Raw genomic sequence first — 17,949 nt, 5'->3', positions numbered from 1 at the left:
GCGCATGGACGAGATCGTCGGCTTCGATGGACGGGCAAGGCCGCCGGAAACGGCCGCCGGCGAGGACGCGGCCAACCGGGCCCTTTTGGCGCTGGTCGGCGAGCGCGTGCGCACGGCGCGTGCCCGCAAGGGCCTGTCGCGGCGGGTGCTTTCGGAAAAATCCGGGGTTTCGCAGCGTTATCTGGCCCAACTCGAGGGCGGCGAAGGCAATATTTCCATCCTGCTTCTGCGGCGCATCGCCGAGGCGCTCGACCTGAAGATCGAGTGGCTGGTCGCCGCCGACGATCCGTGGGCGTCGGAGACGGGCACCGTGACCCGGCTTTTCCAGCGCGCCACGGCCGAGGAGCGCCGGCGGGTGATCGCCATCCTCGATCCGCAGAACCCGGCGCTCAGGCGCGCCCGGCGCATCGCCTTCATCGGCCTGCGGGGCGCCGGCAAATCGACGCTGGCGCGCCTGTCTGCCGACACGCTCGGCCTGCCGTTCATGGAGCTGAACGAGGAGATCGAGGCGGCGAGCGGCATGCCGGTGACGGAGGTGATGGCGCTTTACGGCCAGGAAGGCTATCGGCGGCTGGAACGCCAGGCGCTCGAGCGCGTCATCGCCACCTGCGAGGACATTGCGCTGGCGGCGGCCGGCGGCATCGTCGCCGAGCCGGAAACCTTCGACATCCTGTTGCGCAATTTCCATACGGTGTGGCTGAAGGCGGCGCCGGAGGAGCACATGGCCAGGGTGCGCGCCCAGGGCGACACACGGCCGATGGCCGGCAATCCGGCGGCGATGGAGGAACTGAAATCGATCCTGACCAGCCGCGAGGCGCTCTACGCGCGCGCCAGCCTGCATATCGAGACGTCGGGCCGCACGCCGCAGGACTGCTTGGCCGAGGTGATGGACAAGCTCAAAGGCCTCGGCCGGTCGGCGGGGTAGGGACGGCTCTCGCCTATTCCAGAAACACGTTCACGCTGGCCGCGCGGCCGGCCGCGTCGATGACGGTCAAGGTCGAGGCGCCGGCGCCGTCCGGCGTCCAGGCGGCGGTGCGCCGCCGGGCCGACAGCCGCACCGGCCGGCCGTTGGCGAGCCAGCGGAACGGCGCGCGTCCGCCATTGATTTTCAGCGCCAGCGGCATCGCGCCACCGGCGCGCAGGCCGAGATCGACGCGCGCGCCCTGCGGCGGATAGACGATCTCGGGTGCGGGTTCGACCGGCGCGTCGGCGCTCTCGCGCGCCGAGGCGGCGAAGCGGCGCTGCGCGAAGGGCAGGTCGGCGCGGGCAAGGCGGATGGCGCCGGCCGGCGGACGCGGCAGCGGGGTAATGCCGAGCCCGGATTTGGCAAAGGCCTCGAACAGGATCGGCGCGGCGGCGAGATAGCCGGTGAGGCCGGGCACCGCGCCGCCGTCGGGACGCCCCACCCACACCCCGATGACGTTGCGGTCGTCATAACCGACCGACCAGGCGTCGCGATAGCCGTAGGAGGTGCCGGTCTTGTAGGCGATGCCGAGCCGCGGCGCGCCCTGGGGCGGGGCGACGCCGGACAGGATGTCGGTGATCTGCCAGACGGCCTGCGGCGACAGGATCGGCGCGTCGGGCGGCTCTGGCCGGTCGGCGCCGGCGCGGCTGTGCAGCCGCGCGACCCGGCCGCGTTGCGACAGGCCGGTATAGAGCTGGACCAGCTCTTCCAGCGACAGTCCGACGCCGCCGAGGCCGATGGCCAGCCCCGGCCTTTCGCCCTCGGACAGCGTCGGCATCACGCCGCCGCGCTTCATGCGCGCGACCAGCCGGACCGGGCCGACCGTGTCGAGCAGCCGCACCGCCGGCACGTTCAGCGACAATTGCAGCGCCTGGCGCACGCTGACGTCGCCCTGATACTCCATGTCGAAATTTTTCGGCCGGTAGCCGGCGAAATTGGCCGGCCGGTCCTCAATCGTCGTCTCCTGCATGACCAGCCCGTCCTCGAAGGCGAGCCCGTAAATGAAGGGTTTCAGCGTCGAGCCGGGCGAGCGGGCGACACGCGCCATGTCGATCCAGCCGGCGCGGGCAGCGTCGAAATAATCGGCCGAGCCCGCCTTGGCGAGAATGGCCCCGGTGTCGGCCCGGGCGAGCACGATCGCCACCGAGACTTTCGGGCCGATGCGCGCCGCCGCCTTTTTCGCGACCCGTTCCAGCCGTTCCTGCACGCCGCGGTCGATGGTGAGCTGGTGGCGTTGGGCGGCGGGCTCTTCGCGCAGCGCGGCGTCGGCGACATGGGCGGCGAAGCCCGGTAGCGGGCGGCGGACCGGCGAGACCGGTTCGGCGGCCGCGCGCGCGACCTCGCTGTCGATGATGACGCCGGCGCCTGCCATGCGCGCCAGCACGCGGTCGCGGGCGGCGCGGGCCGCGTCCGGATGCCGGTCCGGCCGGCGCGCCTCCGGCGATTGCGGCAGGGCGACCAGCAATGCCGCCTGCGGCAGCGACAGCCGGGCCGGCTCCTTGCCGAACCAGGCCAGGCTCGCCGCGCGCACGCCCTCCAGATTGCCGCCATAGGGCGCGAGCGTCAGATAGCGGGTCAGGATCTCGCGTTTCGACAGTCGTCGTTCGATCTGCAGGGCGCGCGCCATCTGGCGCAGCTTGGCGCCGAGGCTGCGTTCGGAGCGCGGCTCGATCAGCCGGGCGAGCTGCATGGTCAGCGTCGAGCCGCCCGACACGATGCGGCCATTGGCGAGGAACTGGCCGGCGGCGCGCAGAAGCGCCAGCGGATCGACGCCGCGATGGCTCCAGAACCGCTGGTCCTCGTAAGCGACCAGCATGGCGACAAAGGCGCGGTCTATTCTGTCGAGATCGGCGCCGAGCCGCCAGCGTCCGTCCTCGAGCGCGTAGGCGCGCAAAAGCACGCCGTTGCGGTCGACGACTTCGGTGGAGATCGCGGCGGCGCTGTCGAGCGGCGGCGGAAACGCGCGGTCGAGCCGGTCGAGCAGCCACAGACCGGCACCGGCCACGACCGCCAGAACGGCGACGGCGAGCGCGCTCCGGCGAGCGAGACGGACAAGGGCCGGCCGGTTCAGGCGCATGACCGTTCCGCCCGGCGCGCGCCGCGCGCGGGCGGTCCCGCACGCCGGAAACGGCCCATCGGGCGCGTGCTCATCGTCGGCCTCCGTCTCTTACTCGCCCACCACCTCCATGAAGCCGGAGGCCGTGCGCGCCGAAAGCTGCGGGCGGTACATGTCCTCCACGCTGGCGGCGGGGTGGACGAAGACGCCCGGCGTGACGGCGCGCACCACATAGGCGAGCGTGTAGTCGCGATCGCCGCCCTGGCCGCGGGTGAAGGCGGCGATGAACCGGTCGTCGCGGAACTCGGTATGCACCGCGTCGGTCTGGCCGAGCCATTCGAAATTCTTGAGCTCGGCGCTGCCGACCAGGCGCGGATTGTCGATCTCGAACCCGGCGGGCAAGAGATCGTTGACCAGGATGCGCGAGGGCCAGTCGTTGTGTTCGCGCACCTTGATCACCACCACGTAGCGCTCGTTCTGGCGGGCGGCGGCGATCGTGGCGGGCTTGCCGTCGAGCGTGTAGTAGCTGCGCTCGATCGAAAACCCGTCTCCGCCAGCCGGCAGAGGCTGTTCGGGGGCGGCGAGCGTGGTCACCACCGCCTCGACCGGCTCGTCGCCGCTGTTTGTGATCACGAACGGATCGGATGCCAGCGCCTCGCCGCTAAGACGGCGCGAGAAGGCGCCCTCGTGCGGGCTGCCGCCGATGTCGAGGCGGATGTCGTCGCTGGCGCCGGCGACGGCGCGCGCGGCGAGCAGCATCCAGGCCTGGTCCTGCGTGCTGAGATACCGCGTCTGTTTGCGGATATCGGAGACGTAGGAAACCATTTGCGGCACCAGCGCCGGCTCGGGCCGGCTTTCGGCCGCCAGCGCCAGCATGGCCGCGCCGTCGCGCAGCGCCGAGCCATAGTCGGCGCGGGCCTGCAGGCCGGGTTCCACGCCGCGCGCCAGGGTCAGCGCGGAGGAGAAGGCCTGGCCGGCACGCTGGGCGTCGCCGTAAAGCGACAGGCTGGCGGCGAGCTGGGCTCGTGCCAGCGGGCTGGAGAAGGCGCCGAGCTGCGTGTCGGAATAATAACGCAGATCGCCGGCCGACGCCTTGCGGTTGCGCGCCAGCACGTAGAGCGCGTAGGCGACCTCGCTGCCATTGGTGGCGAGATCGACATCGTAGGCGAGCGAGTTCTGCAGATTAAGCAGCGCCTGGTCCATGGCCGCGGCCGGCACATGATAATCCTGCTCGCGCGCGCGGGTCAGGAAATCGGTGACATAGGCGTCGAGCCACAGATCGCCGGAGCCCGGGCCCCACAGTCCGAACGAGCCGGACGAGGCCTGGTGGGACAGGACCCGTTCGATCGCGTCGGCCACGCGTCCCCGCAGGGCCGGATCGTCCTCCAGCCCGGCCGATTTCGACAATTCGCCGACATAAAGCAGCGGCAGCGCCCGGCTCGTCGTCTGCTCGGCGCAGCCATAGGGATACCGGTCGAGCGACATCAACAGCGCCGGCACGTCGAAGGCGGCGCCGCGGCTGACGTTGACGGTGACCGAGGCGCCTTGCGCGATCGACGCGGCGAGCAGTTCGCCGTCGATCCTCAGGCTGCCGCCCTTGCCGGCCAGCGCCACGGTGCGCCGGGTCGTGACCGGCATGACGCCGCGCCGGACCGGCAGCGCGAGCCTGCGTTCGATCGCCAGGCCGGAGGCGTGGGAGAGCGTGAGCGTGATCGCGCCGTCGCCGGCGGTTTCGGCCGCGACCGGCACCGAGAGCGTCGTCTTGCCGCCGGCGGGCAGGTCGAGGGTCGCGGGCAGGGCGCCGGTGTCGGCGACCAGGGCGGCGCCGGTGGCGAGGCCGAGCGTGTAGGCGCCGGCCGGCCCGTCGGTGTTGGCGATCTCCAGCAACAGCCGGGTCTGGTCGCCGGGCGCCAGGAAACGCGGCAGGCTCGCCGTCAGCACGACCGGATCGCGGATGACGATGTCCCGTTCGGCGCTGCCGGTGCCCGATTTCGACCAGGCGACCGCCATCACGCGGGCGGTGCCGTTGAATTGCGGAATGTCGAAGGCGACCGTGGCGCGGCCGTCCTCGTCGACTTTGACGATGCCGGAGAAGAAGGCGACCAGTTTTTCGGTCGGCGGGCTGCCCTGCGGGCTCATGCCGCCGCCGTCGCCGCCGGTGCGCAGCCGGCCGGTCGCGCCGGGCGAGCCGTCGATCAGCCGGCCATAGAGGTCGCGCATCTCGATGCCGAGCATGCGCTGGCCGAAATACCAGCCGGCCGGGTCCGGCGCCTCGTAACGGGTGAGGTTCAGGATGCCGACGTCGACGGCGGCGACCGTGACATAGGCCTCCTCGCCCGGCTGCAGGCCGGTGACGGCGAGCGGGATGGTGAGCGGCTGGCGCGGCTCGGTCTTTTCAGGCAGTTCCAGGGCGACGGCGAGCTTGCGCGGGCCGGGGTCGACGGGCAGCCATTTCACGCCGATGGCGCGCATCGGCAGGCGCGTCTCGGCGGCCTCGCCGGGCCTGAACAGGGTGGCCGTGACATAGGTGCCGGCGCCGAAGTCCTCGGTCACCGGGATCTCGATGGTCGCGCCGTCGGCGGAAACCGCGGCGGTGACGGTCGAAATCAGGCTCTCGGAGCCGACGGTGATCAGCGCCTGGCCGGCGAAACGCGACGCAATCTTCAGCCGCGCGGTGTCGCCCACCCGGTAGCTTTCCTTGTCGAGCGCGATTTCCAACCCGTCCGGCGTCTCGGTCGAGCGCGCGGCGACGAACCAGCCGGCGGAAAATTCCACGCTGGTTACCGGCCCCGCGGGGTCGTCCGTCTCGATCTCCAGCCGGTAACGGCCCCAGTCGACCGGAACGCTGATCTGGGCCTCGCCCGCCGCCGTGGCGTCGATGCTGCCTTCCTCGACCAGACTGGTCGAAACGATCGGCTCGTAGCGCCAGGAATTGCCGCTGCGATACCATTGATACTGGCGGTTGATCTTGACCAGCGACCAGGACAGGCCGGCGGCGTCGAGCCGCGCGCCGTCCGGGCCGATCGCGATGGCGCGGAAACTGGCGATGCTGCCTTCCGGCACCTGGCCACCCTCGAATTCGGGCTTGAGGCCGAGCGAGGGACCCTCGGGTTTCACGCCGAGCTCGAGCGTGCGCTCGACGGCGCGACCGCCGGCCTCGACCATGCGCACCGAGATCTCGGCCGAAAGCAACTGGGTGGTGGAGGGCACTTGCGTGAGTTCGACCGGGAAGGCGGCCTTGCCGTCCGAGCCGGTGCGCGGCAGGCCGTCGAGCGCGACGCGCACGTCCTCGACGTCCTCCTCGTCCTCGAGGCCGAACCGGTACCCCGGGAAGCGCGCCCATTCGCGACTGCGCGTGATTGCCAATTGGCCTTCGAGCGCCAGGCCCTCGGCCGGCGCGCCGTAGAGATAGCGCCCGTCGACCTCGACGGAGGCGGCCTCGCCAAGGGCGATTTCCTCGCGGTCGGCGGCGAGATCGAACTCGATGCGGTCGGGCACGAAATCCTCCACCAGGAAGAATTTCTCCGACAGCGGCGGCTCTTTGGGATCGGCGTGGATGCGCAGGCTCCAGGTGCCGCGCATGGCGTTGTCGGTCAACTCCAGCTCGACGGCATGGCCGCCGAGCTCGGCGCCGTTGGAAACGATGCGGCGGTCCTCAACCCCGTCCGGACGCTGAAAAATGAAGGTCAACGGCAGGTCGTCGATGGCGTCGGCGGCGGGATCGCGCGCCAGGGCGGCGGCGTGCACGGTCTCGCCGGCGCGGTAGATGCCGCGCTCGGTCCAGGAATAGACGTCGAGCGCGCCGGGCGAGGGCCGGCCGGTGACGCCGCGGTCGGACAGGTCGAAACCGGCCCGGGTCATGTCGAGAAAGACGAAATCCTCGTCCGCCTCGGCGGTTATGACGGCCGGGGCGAGCCCGTTTTCGCCGCGTGCCAGGCCGGCGTCGAAGCGGGCGCGGCCGTCGTGGTCGGTGCGCGCGGTGCCGAGCACCTCGTTGTTGCGTGCAACGAGCTGCAGCGTGACGCCCGCAAGCGGCGCGGCGCTGTCGAGCGAGCGGGCAAAGACGTTGAGCCCGTCCTCGCCGGCGAAGGTGGCAAGCCCGATATCGGAGACCAGGAACCATTGCGTGGCGCGCGAGTCCCAACTGTCGCGGCGGTCGTTTTCGGGCACGGCGGTCATCACATAGACGCCCGGCTCGCGCTCCGGGACGGCGTCGTCGACCGGGAAGGAGGTGATCACCTCCTTGTTGCGGTCGGCGGCGATGTCGATCGTGCCTTCGAAGACCGGCGCGCCGAGATCGTCGGCGATGCTGCCCAGCTCATAGGCGTCGAGCTGGCGCAGGAACCGGGATTCGCCCATCAGCCGGGCGAGCGAACGCGCGCCGATGCGGTAGAGCGCGATTTCGGCCCTGTCGGTGTTCACCGAGACCAGCGGGATGCCGCGGCGCGCGCTGTCCGGCAGCACGAAATTGTCGCCGGTGAAGCGGATCGAGGGCGAGCGGTCGCGCACATAGATGTCGAGCGCGACGGGCTCGGCGATCACCTCGCCGATCGCCGCCGGCAGACCCTGGCGGATGACGATGCGGTAGCGGCCGCCATGCTCGAGCCCGGCGACGCACAATTCGCGCGCGCCCTTGTCGACGGCCGTGGTCGGCGCGTTGTCGACACGCACGAATTGCGCGTAGTCGATGCCGCTCTTGACCAGATCCTCGGAGAACTGGACGCAGACGCGCGGCGTGGCGCTGTCGGAATCGATGGTGTGTTCGACGACGCGAAAACCCTTGCGGCGCTTCAGGTCGGCGTAAAGCGCCTGGATCCGGGGCGAGGCCACCAGCGCCAGGCTTTCCTCGTAGGCGGTGATCGCCGGGCGGAACATGCTGCGTTTTTCGAGCGCCGGCGCCAGTTGGTTGAGCGCGTCGGCGCGCTGGTTTGCGGTGCGCGACAGGAGATAGGCATTGATGGCGGCTCCCGTGCCCAGGCGCTGGAAATAATAGGCGCTTTCGCCCGAGCGCGGCACGATCGCGTTGGCGGCGGCGGCAAGCCCTGTCCAGATCGCGGTGTCGTCGGGCAGGATCGCCAGCGCGTTCTGGTAGTTGAGCAGGGCGGCGCGCGGGTCGTTGGAGGCCATGGCGTTTTCGGCCGCCTGGACCAGGAAGGCGAGGCCGGCGCCGCCGGCATTGGCCTTGCCAAGCACGTCGGCGCGCAGGCGCTCGGCGTCGCCGGTCACGTGGGCGGGCACGAAGGAGAGCGCTTTCGGCGCGCCGATGTCGGGCTCGCCGAGGGCCGTCTCCACCTTGCCGGCAACCGCGCCGGGAAACGGGTTCAGCTGATTGTAGTCGGATTTGAGAAAACACCATTTCGCGCTGGTGTTGAAGGTGAAGGCGCGGCAGGCCGGATCGGCCAGGCAGGCGGCCTTGCACTGGTCGAGCGAGACGTCGCGCTCGGTGCGCAGGTCGAAGCCGTAATAGTCCGAATCGGCGGTGGTGACGATCTGGCGCGTTTCCTGGCCGAAGGCCGGCGCGACAAGCAGGGCGAGCGTCGTGAAAAGGGTAAGAAAAAGGCCTTTGCACGTGCGTGGCGACATGGATTCCTCCGGCAGACGGCGCGTGATCACCGATATTTGGCCAAGCTTTGTGTCGGCTTGTCAATCAATGTGATGCTAGCCGCGCGAATGCGGCCAGAGCGTGTCGTGGTGTCCCGCGACCGAGGCCGGACGGCGCCTTTCGCTGTCTTCGCCGAGGGGCCGGGCGTCAGGAGGCGACGCACAATGCATTGCGTCGACGCTCATGCGAAAAACGCCGCCAGTCTGCGCTCGACCCTGGCCAGGAAGGCGGCGCGGGCCGGTTCGTCCGCCGCGTCCATCTCGTATTTGGCGAGGTAGAGCGTGCGGCAACGGCGCGCGCACAGCGCCCGGATGCCGCGCAGCAGGGTCTTGCGTCCGGGATGGCCGACGAGAAAGGACCACCAGCGCGGCGCGCCACACGTGGTGAGGATGGCGAGCTTTTCGATGTGGCGCATCAAAGGCTCGATCCGGCCACCTTCGGCCGCAAGCGTGAAGGCGACGTCCTTGGCCCAGACCCGCTCGAACCAGCCCTTCAGCATCGCCGGCTGGCCGTACCACCATGTCGGGTAGACGAACACCATCGCCTGGGCCCAGCGCAGCGCCTGGATATGGGGTGCGAGCCTGTCGTCGCTTGGTTCGTGGACATTGTAGCCGCGCCGTTCCTCGGCTCCCATCACCGGATCGAAACCCTCGGCATAAAGGTCGACGAGCCGGGTTTCGTGTCCTGCCGCGTCGAGCGCGGCCAGGGCGCGGTCGCGCAGGGCCGCGCAAAAACTCTCGGGCACCGGATGGCAATAAACGACAAGCACACGCATCAGGCGCGGTTCCTTCCCTTCGCCGCGCGGGGCCTTCCCGAAGCCATCCAAGCGACGCCGGTTTGCGTATCAGCTTGCCGGAAGGGTGAAAACCGGGCCAAGCGATTGTCTTTTTTTAAGCAGCCTCTTGTGGAATCACTCAGCCATGCGAAGGGAAGGAACGGATGCAGGTGCATCCCGTCCCTATATCCGCTAGAACCTTCAGGGCAATTTTAACCATTCTCGCTATGTTGGAGCCATGCTGAGCCCGGGCGCGGAAAGTTCTGGAGTACCGCACGGCAGGCGCGTTCGCCGCGGCCTGGCTTCCGTGTCGGCCATGATATTGGCGCTCGCCCTGACACCGAACCCCGCCGCCGCCTTTGAAATCTTCGGCATCACGCTGATTGGATCGAACGAGGAAGACGCTGCGCCCGTCGTCGATCCGCTCACTTATTCGGTCGATCTCGACACCGGTGACGCCGGGGCCGAACTGGACGGCAGGCTCAGGGCCGCCTCGACCCTTCTTGCCGACGCCGACCGCCCGGTTTCGGGCTCGCTCGGACTGTTGTCGAAGGCGCGCACGGAACGCGAATTGCTGGTCGCCGCGCTCTACGAGGCCGGGCGTTATGACGGCACCGTTGAGATCACCATTGCCGGGCGGGCACTGGACGACCTTGCGCCCGACGCGGAATTCACCGGCGAACCGGTGCCTGTGCGGGTGGCGGTGACCGCAGGGCAGGTTTTCCGTCTCGGCCGGATCGACGTCGGCGGCGATACCGGCGACATCGCGCCAGCCCGCTTCGGTCTCATGCCCGGCGGCGATGCCGGCTCGACGGTGATCCTCAACGCCGAAGCCAAGATGGTGCGGGCGCTGCGCGACAAGGGCCACCCGCTGGCGCGGGTGACCGGGCGCGAGATCGTTGCCGATCACAAGACCGGCCTGCTCGACGTCACCATGGTGCTGGAGGCGGGGCCCGTCGCACCCTTCGGCGCGACACGGGTCGAGGGCACCGAAAAGGTCGACCGCGACTTCACCGCCTATATGGCCGGGATCGAGCCGGGCGCGACCTATTCGCCCGACCAATTGGAGGCGGCCCGCGAGCGGCTCCTGGAGCTCGAAGTGTTCGACAGCGTGGCGGTCAACGAGGCCGACGCGCTCGACGCCGATGGCAGCCTGCCGGTCGACGTGACCGTATCGGAGCGCAAGCATCGCTATTTCGGCGTCGGGGCCACTTTCTCCAATACCGAGGGCGCGGGGGTCGAGGGCTATTGGGGCCACCGCAACCTGTTCGGCCGGGCGGAAAAGCTGCGCGTTGAAGGCTCTATCAGCCGAATCGGCGACACGACGCAGTTCGGCAAGCTCGACTACAGGGCAGGGCTTCTGTTCGAAAAGCCGGGCGTAATCGGGCCGCCGTCGAAATTCGTCGCGCGGTTGGACGCCACCTTCGAGCATCCCGATGCCTTCGACCGGTTCTCGGTGAAGGGGTCGACAGGCCTGCGCTACGAACTTACCGACACGCAGACGGTGTCGGCCGAGATCGCGCTGGACTATTCCAGGATCGACGATTCCTTCGGCAGCAACGAGCATCTGATCGCCAGCACGCCGATCCAGTATGTGTTCGACAATCGCGACAACAGGCTCGATCCGAAATCCGGCTTCCGGCTGCTCGCCTATGTCGAGCCGGCGCACGACATTCTCAATTCGACCAGCTTCGTCAAGATCAAGGGCGAGGCGTCGGCTTACAGGGCGCTGGACGAGGCCAAGCGTTTCGTCGCCGCCGGCCGGGTGGCGGCCGGCTCGATCTTCGGCGCGCCGCTTGCCGCGATTCCCGCCGACCGGCGTTTCTACGCGGGCGGCGGCGGGTCTGTACGCGGCTACGGCTATCAGGATATCGGCCCGCGCAACGCCGCTGGCATGCCGACCGGCGGGCTCTCCTATGTCGAGATGTCGGCCGAGATGCGTATCCAGGTCACCGACAGTTTCGGCATCGTGCCGTTCATCGACGCCGGCGCGGTGTCGGCCTCGACCACGCCCGACTTTGCCAATTTACAGGTCGGAGCTGGCCTCGGGGTGCGCTACCTGACGCCGTTCGGTCCGCTCAGGGTCGATGTCGGCGTGCCCTTGAACAGGCGCCCCGGCGATCCAACCTTCGGCATCTACGCCGGCATCGGCCAGTCTTTCTGAGGCGTCGTGCCGTTCTTGCAGGGGCGCTTCCGGGAGGCGCAACGCCGTTCGGCATGATTTCGACGGAAATCACCCTATAGTCTTCGCCAGACGGACTGATTCACGGTCCGGCCGAAAGGATAGTCGTGCTTCGCAGAATCCTGCGCTCCGTGCTGATCGTGTTTGCGCTCGTCGTGGTCTTCGCCGCGGGCATGCTGGTCGTGTTCACCCAGACCGAGGCCGGCCGTACCAAGCTGGCCGCGATCGCGTCGGGCCTGGCTTCGGGCCCGGAACGCACGGTGCGCATCCAGGGACTGGACGGGTTGCTTTCGGGGCAGGCACGGGTCGGCTCGGTCGTCGTGTCGGACGGTCGGGGCGTCTGGCTCTCGCTCACAGATATTGCGCTCGACTGGTCGCCGCTGGCACTGGCGGGTTTCGCCTTCGAGGCCGAGCGGCTTCATGCCGGCAGCATCGATCTGGTGCGTCTGCCCGAGGCGGCCGAAACGGGCGAGGCCGATGACGGCGGCGGCTTCTCGCTTCCGGTTTCCGTCGAGATCGCGCGCATCGACCTGCCGCGGATCGCCCTGGGCGCGGAGGTCGCGGGTGAGGCGATGACGCTTGCCGCGCGCGGTTCGGCGATGGCCGATGACGCGCCGCTGAGGATCGGCGCCGATCTCCAGGCCGAGCGCATCGACGGCGCGCGCACCGAAGTCATTGCCAAGGTCGATTTCGCGCCGGACCAAAACCGTCTGGCGCTCGACGTGACCGCGCGCGAACCTGATGGCGGCCTTCTGGCCGGGCTTTTGAAACTGCCGGGCAATCCCGCCGTCGAATTGGTCCTATCGGGTAGCGGTCCGCTCGCCGACTGGCTGGCGCAAGGGCGGCTTTCGGTCGACGGGCGGGTGGTGACCAGCCTGTCGGCGCAGCATCGCCAAAGCAGCGCAGGGCGCTTCGTCGCCGCCAAGGGTGAGGGCGATTTCGCGCGTTTTCTCCCGCAAGGCTTGGCGCCGGCGGCAGCCGGTACGATGCTGTTCGACCTCGCCGCAACGCTGGGCGAGGACGGTGCGGTGGCTATCGAGCGCGCGCTGGTGCAGTCGGACGCACTGAGCGCGACCGCCTCGGGGCGGATCGACCCGAAGGCAGAGAGCGATCTCGACATCGAAGTCGCGGCGCAGAACGGGCCGGTCATGCTCACCTTCGGTCCCGATGCCGACCCGGTGATCTTGGGGGTGCGCGACGCGCATATACGAGTAACGGGCAGGGGCCATGCCCCCGCCTTCGATGCCGCGCTGTCGCTCGCCTCCGCGCAGGCGGCCGGTTTCGGTGTCGCCGACATCATGGCCAGGCTTTCCTCAACCGGGTTCGACATCGCAGAGCGGACCGGGCCGCTGTCGCTGACACTCTCGGCGGGGGGCGTGGGCACGGTTCAGACCGCGCTCGCGCCGCTGGTGGCTGGGCCGCTCGACGTGACGGGTGAGGCACGTCTGGAAACCGGCCGGATCGCATTCGACAAGATCGTCGTGAAGAACAATCAGGTGAACGCCAGCGCCGATGGCGCCTTCACGATCGAGGGCGCGGCCGTCGAGGCCAAATTTGCCGCTGACGTGCTGGTTGCGGCCCTGCCGGAAGCCGCGCGCGCCTATCTTGGCGAACGGCTGGCCGTCTCGGGCCGGCTCGAGCGGGGCGGCGATGGCGCTCTGGCGCTCGGCGATCTCGTGCTGCGTTCCGATCCGCTCGCCGCCGAAGGGCGGGTGTCGCTTGCCGACGGCGTGCTCGATGCGCGGCTCGACGGCCGCTACGACGCCGTCGCGCGGCTCTCCGATCAGGCGCAAGGCGAGATCAGCTTCGCCCTAGCGGCGACGGGCGAGGTGGCCCGGCCCGACGTCGAGGTCACGGTTGAAAGCGACCGCATCGAAAGCGCCGGCCGGGCGATCACCGCTCTCGTGCTCGAAGCCTCCGGCACGGCCGATCTGGCGCGACCGGTCGCCGATATTTCGCTCAGCGGCGCGATCGGGGGAGAGACGATCAGCGGCAAGGCAACATTGCGCTCGGCCGACGGCGCAAGCCGGGTCGAGGAGCTTCTGGTCGAGGTCGGCGAGAACCGCATTTTCGGCACGCTCGACCTCGATAGCGCCTTCATGCCGGTCGGTGAACTGACGATCGCGCTGCCCGACATAGGACCGCTGGCGGCGATGGCGCTGGAGGAGGCGAGTGGCGATGTCTCCGGTACCATCCGCTTCGGCAAGGACGGCGCGGTCCCCGTGATCGACCTGTCGGCCGAGGCGGGACGGATCGTGCGCGGCGACATCGTCGTCGACCAGGCGGAGGTGAGCCTGAGCGCGCGCGACTATCTAGCCGCGCCGACGCTTGCCGGCCGCGTGCAGGCGAACGCGGTCAAGGCGGGCGGGGCAGACATCGGCGCGATCGATCTGCGCCTGACGCGCGACGGCGAGTGGACCGGCTTTTCCGGCGGGGCGACGGTTGCAGGCATACCGGCTTCGGCCGCCGGCCGCGTGGCGGTCGCCGACGGCGTAACGACGGTTGCGCTCGACACCGCCAAGGGCGCGTTCCGCGGCATATCGGCGGCGCTGGCGCGGCCGACGACGATCACGGTGCGCGGCGGCACGGCGGTGCTCGACCGGCTGGCGCTCGGCCTTGGCGGCGGCGAAGCCGAAATCTCGGGCACGGCCGGCGGAACGCTCGATCTCAAGGTTCGGCTGTCGGGATTGCCCGCCTCGCTCGCCAATGGTTTTGCGCCGGGCCTCGGCGCGACAGGCGCGATCTCGGGCACGGTGGATGTCAAAGGCGCGGCATCCGAGCCGCGCATTGCCTATGCCGTCGATTGGCGCGACATGGCGACGAGTCAGACGCGCGCGGCCGGTTTCGGCGCGCTATCGATCACCTCCAAAGGTACCTTCCAGCAGGGCCGGCTGCGTTTCGACGCAGATGCCGGCGGCGCTGGCGGGCTGGGTCTTAAGGGCGGCGGCACGGTCAACACGACGGGAGCGATCGCGCTCGATCTGAATTTCGCCGGCAAGGTGCCGTTTTTCTTCCTGGCGCGCCGGCTCGCGGCGCAGGGGCTTGCGCTCGACGGCGGCGCCGATGTCCAGGTGGCGGTGTCGGGCGCGGCGGGCGCGCCGGCGATTTCGGGAACGGTCAGGACGACGGGCACGCGGTTTCTCGACGCGCGCTCCGGCATCGCGATCAAGGACATCGCCGCCGATATCGGCCTGGCCCGGAACGTGGCGACGATCCGCTCGATGACCGGCACACTGTCGACCGGCGGACAGTTGACCGTCGGCGGCACGCTGGCGATCGACCCGGCGCGCGGCTTTCCCGCGGATCTGACGGCGCGGGTCACCGATGGACGTTACACGGACGGGCGCGTGGTGACGGCCAATTTCGGCGGCACGCTGAAGGTGACCGGGGGATTGACCCAGCTGCCGTTGCTTTCGGGCCAGGTTGATCTCGGCAGGACCGTGATCACCGTACCGGAAAAGCTGCCGCCATCGCTTGCCCAGCTCGACGTCAAGCACCGCAACGCTACCGGCGCCGTCGAGGCGCAGGCCGAGGCTATGCGTCCGGCCGAAGCGGGTGGGAGCGGTGGCGGCGGGCTGACGCTCGACGTCACGGTTGACGCGCCGCGCCAGATATTCATCCAGGGCCGCGGGATCGATGCCGAATTCGGCGGCAGGATACGCCTCGTCGGATCGGCGTCGTCGCCGCGCGCGATCGGCAACTTCACCATGCGGCGCGGGCGGCTTTCCATACTGGGACAGCGGCTCGACTTCACGCGCGGCACGCTCGACTTCGCCGGCTCGTTGATCCCGCGCCTGAATTTCGCCGCCGACACCAGGGCCGACGACGTCACCGCGACGGTGGCTGTGACCGGTCAGGCCAACCATCCGAAGTTCTCGTTCACCTCCACGCCCAGCCTGCCGGAGGACGAGGTACTGGCGCGGGTGATCTTCCGCCGCTCGCTGTCGAACCTGTCGCCGTTGCAGATCGCCCAGCTCGCCGCCGCGGCCGCCCAGCTCGCCGGCGTCGGCGGCTCGACTTCGTTGCTCGACACGCTGCGCGACCAGATCGGCGTCGACGACATCGACATCAAGACGGACGCCGAGACCGGCAAGGCGTCGGTTGCCGTCGGCAAATATCTGAACGACCGCACCTATGTGGGTATCGAAAAGGGCGATGGCGCGGGCACGGGTAAGGCCAGGATCGACCTCAATATCGGCCGTGGGGTCAAGCTGCGCGGCGAGGCAAGCGACGACGGCGAGGCCAAGGGCGGGATTTTTTTCGAACGTGAATACTGACGGCCTTGCGTGCAGGCCCGATACGGCACCATAAAAGCAGAGTGATTTTTTTCCACAACCGCGGCGTGTCGTGGGTAAAAGTCAAGACACGCAAGGGATCTCGTCCCGATGGTCCATCCCCGTTCGCTCTGGACGCGCCGGGCTCGGCGTAACGCAACCATGGCGCGAGCCGTGCGCGCTATCGTGGCCAGCGACGCGATGCGCGCAACAATTCGGCGGATTCGCGGCGATTCTAAGCCGTTCTTGTCGCAATTGCGGCATCTTGTCCTTTGGTAAAGTTGCACATTTCGCGCGGGAATGACCCGCGTCCTGTTTTTGACAAGTGTGGCCGGATGCGGAATGCTAATAGGCGAAAAGCCAAACAACGGGAGAGTGCGATGATGTTCTACAAGAGCAATGGCGACCGGGTACCCAAAAAGATTGCCGAGCTCGCCGAGAGCGTGAAATCGGGTAAGATGGATCGCCGCGAGTTCCTTACCATGGCGAGCGTGTTCGGCGCCTCGACCGCAATGGCCTATGGAATGATCGGGCTGGCCGCGCCGGTGAAGGCCGTGGCGCAGGAGCCGAAGAAGGGCGGCGTGCTTAAGGTCGCCATGTGGATCAAGGATCCCAAGGACCCGCGTACGGCCGACTGGTCGGAAATCGCCAATGCCCAGCGTCAGACGCTCGAGCCGCTGGTCAAATACACGCATCAATATACGATCGAGCCTTATCTGCTCGAAAGCTGGGACGTCAACGACGACGCCACCGAATATGTGCTTCACGTGCGTCCGGGCGTGACCTGGAATAATGGTGATACATTCAATGCCGACGACGTGATCTCCAATTTCACCCGTTGGGCCGACAAGAGCTCGGAAGGCAATTCCATGCCGGGCCGTCTCGGCTCGCTGGTGGACGACGAAACCGGCAAGCTCCGGGAGGGCGCCGTCGAGAAGGTCGACGACATGACGGTCAAGCTCAACTTGACCAAACCAGACATCGCCCTGATTCCGAACCTCACCGACTATCCGGCGCTGGTGGTGCATCGCAGCTTCGACGAGACCGGTGCGAATTTCGTCGAGAACCCGATCGGCACCGGCCCGTTCGAACTCGTCTCCTACGACGTCGGTCAGAGCGTGGTCTACAAGCGCCGCGAGAACGGCAAGTGGTGGAACGGCGAAGCCTATCTCGACGGTGTCGAGTTCATTGATTACGGCACCGATCCTTCGGCGATGGTGTCAGCGTTCGAGGCGGGCGAGGTGCAGGCCAACCACGAGACCTCGGCCGATTTCGTCGACATCCTGGAAGGGGTCGGCATGACGACGTCGGAGACGGTGACCGCCGCCACGATCGTCGCGCGCACCAACGTCAACAACAAGCCCTATGACGATCCGAAGGTGCGCAAGGCGCTGCAGATGGCTGTCGACAACAAGATCGTCCTGGCTCTCGGATATGGCAATGCCGGCGAGGCGGCGGAGAACCATCACGTCGCGCCGATCCATCCCGAATACGTCAAGCTGCCGGCGCAGGAGCGGGACGTCGAGGGCGCGAAGGCGATGATGGCGGAGGCCGGCCAGAGCGACTACGAGCACGAGCTCATCACGGTCGACGAGGATTGGCACAAGAACACCGGCGACGCGATCGCCGCGCAGATCCGCGAGGCCGGCATCAAGGTCAAGCGTACCGTTCTGCCCGGCTCCACCTTCTGGAACGACTGGACGAAATATCCGTATTCCATGACCAACTGGAACATGCGTCCGCTGGGCGTACAGGTCCTGTCGCTCGCCTATCGCAGCGGCGAGGCCTGGAACGAGGCGGGCTATTCCAACGCCGAACTCGACGGCATGATCAATGAGGCGCTGACCATCGCCGATGCCGACAAGCGCAAGGTGCTGATGGAAAAGATCGAGAAGCACCTGCAGGATTCGGGTATCATCATTCAGCCCTACTGGCGCAAGCTCTATAATCACCATGCGCCCGAGGTGATGAATTTCGAGATGCACCCGACTTTCGAGCACGATTTCGGCAAGGTCTGGCTCGACAACGCATAACAAAGGTCGGCAATGGGGGCGTCAGCGCCCCCATTGCACTCGTGGGAGCGCCGCGGTCGGACC

Annotated in this window: 7 protein-coding genes; 4 read left to right on the top strand and 3 right to left on the bottom strand. The window is 68.4% G+C overall.

Annotation, left to right across the window (positions count from 1 at the left end):
• Nucleotides 1-4: 4 nt before the first annotated feature.
• Nucleotides 5-925, top strand: coding sequence for a helix-turn-helix transcriptional regulator (locus GN330_RS17915; RefSeq protein ID WP_156714086.1), 921 nt, complete (start codon nt 5-7; stop codon nt 923-925).
• A 13-nt stretch (nt 926-938) separates the two neighbouring features.
• Here the strand turns inward: GN330_RS17915 and pbpC are convergent, their stop codons facing one another.
• The 3 genes from pbpC to GN330_RS17900 form a co-directional block, all read right to left on the bottom strand.
• Nucleotides 939-3,041: a penicillin-binding protein 1C gene (gene pbpC, locus GN330_RS17910; RefSeq protein ID WP_156714085.1), complete on the bottom strand. Its 2,103-nt coding sequence runs from the start codon at nt 3,039-3,041 to the stop codon at nt 939-941.
• Nucleotides 3,042-3,131: 90 nt separating this feature from the next.
• Nucleotides 3,132-8,603, bottom strand: a complete 5,472-nt coding sequence (locus GN330_RS17905; protein ID WP_156714084.1) for an alpha-2-macroglobulin family protein — start codon at nt 8,601-8,603, stop codon at nt 3,132-3,134.
• A gap of 200 nt (nt 8,604-8,803) precedes the next feature.
• A complete protein-coding gene (locus GN330_RS17900; protein ID WP_156714083.1) occupies nt 8,804-9,397 on the bottom strand; it encodes an NAD(P)H-dependent oxidoreductase in 594 nt (197 codons plus the stop codon).
• Nucleotides 9,398-9,713: 316 nt separating this feature from the next.
• On the opposite strand from GN330_RS17900, the gene GN330_RS17895 reads away from it, so the two are divergent.
• The 3 genes from GN330_RS17895 (at nt 9,714) to GN330_RS17885 (ending at nt 17,886) form a co-directional block, all read left to right on the top strand.
• Nucleotides 9,714-11,561, top strand: a complete 1,848-nt coding sequence (locus tag GN330_RS17895) for an autotransporter assembly complex protein TamA (protein WP_197435223.1) — start codon at nt 9,714-9,716, stop codon at nt 11,559-11,561.
• A gap of 125 nt (nt 11,562-11,686) precedes the next feature.
• Nucleotides 11,687-15,856 (top strand): translocation/assembly module TamB domain-containing protein, encoded by a 4,170-nt coding sequence (locus tag GN330_RS17890; protein WP_343040842.1) that lies wholly within the window; start codon nt 11,687-11,689, stop codon nt 15,854-15,856.
• A gap of 377 nt (nt 15,857-16,233) precedes the next feature.
• Nucleotides 16,234-17,886, top strand: a complete 1,653-nt coding sequence (locus GN330_RS17885; protein WP_156714081.1) for an ABC transporter substrate-binding protein — start codon at nt 16,234-16,236, stop codon at nt 17,884-17,886.
• Nucleotides 17,887-17,949 lie beyond the last annotated feature (63 nt).

Source organism: Nitratireductor arenosus (assembly GCF_009742725.1).
Classification (GTDB): domain Bacteria; phylum Pseudomonadota; class Alphaproteobacteria; order Rhizobiales; family Rhizobiaceae; genus Mangrovimarina; species Mangrovimarina arenosa.
Note: the sequence above shows the minus strand (reverse complement) of the source record. Positions and strands in the feature narration are given on the sequence as shown.

Excerpts from the sequence above, each read along its gene's own strand:
- GN330_RS17915 (WP_156714086.1), top strand. The coding sequence starts at position 5 with ATGGACGAGATCGTCGGCTTCGATGGACGGGCAAGGCCGCCGGAAACG.
- pbpC (WP_156714085.1), bottom strand. The coding sequence starts at position 3,041 with ATGCGCCTGAACCGGCCGGCCCTTGTCCGTCTCGCTCGCCGGAGCGCG.
- GN330_RS17905 (WP_156714084.1), bottom strand. The coding sequence starts at position 8,603 with ATGTCGCCACGCACGTGCAAAGGCCTTTTTCTTACCCTTTTCACGACG.
- GN330_RS17900 (WP_156714083.1), bottom strand. The coding sequence starts at position 9,397 with ATGCGTGTGCTTGTCGTTTATTGCCATCCGGTGCCCGAGAGTTTTTGC.
- GN330_RS17895 (WP_197435223.1), top strand. The coding sequence starts at position 9,714 with ATGATATTGGCGCTCGCCCTGACACCGAACCCCGCCGCCGCCTTTGAA.
- GN330_RS17885 (WP_156714081.1), top strand. The coding sequence starts at position 16,234 with ATGATGTTCTACAAGAGCAATGGCGACCGGGTACCCAAAAAGATTGCC.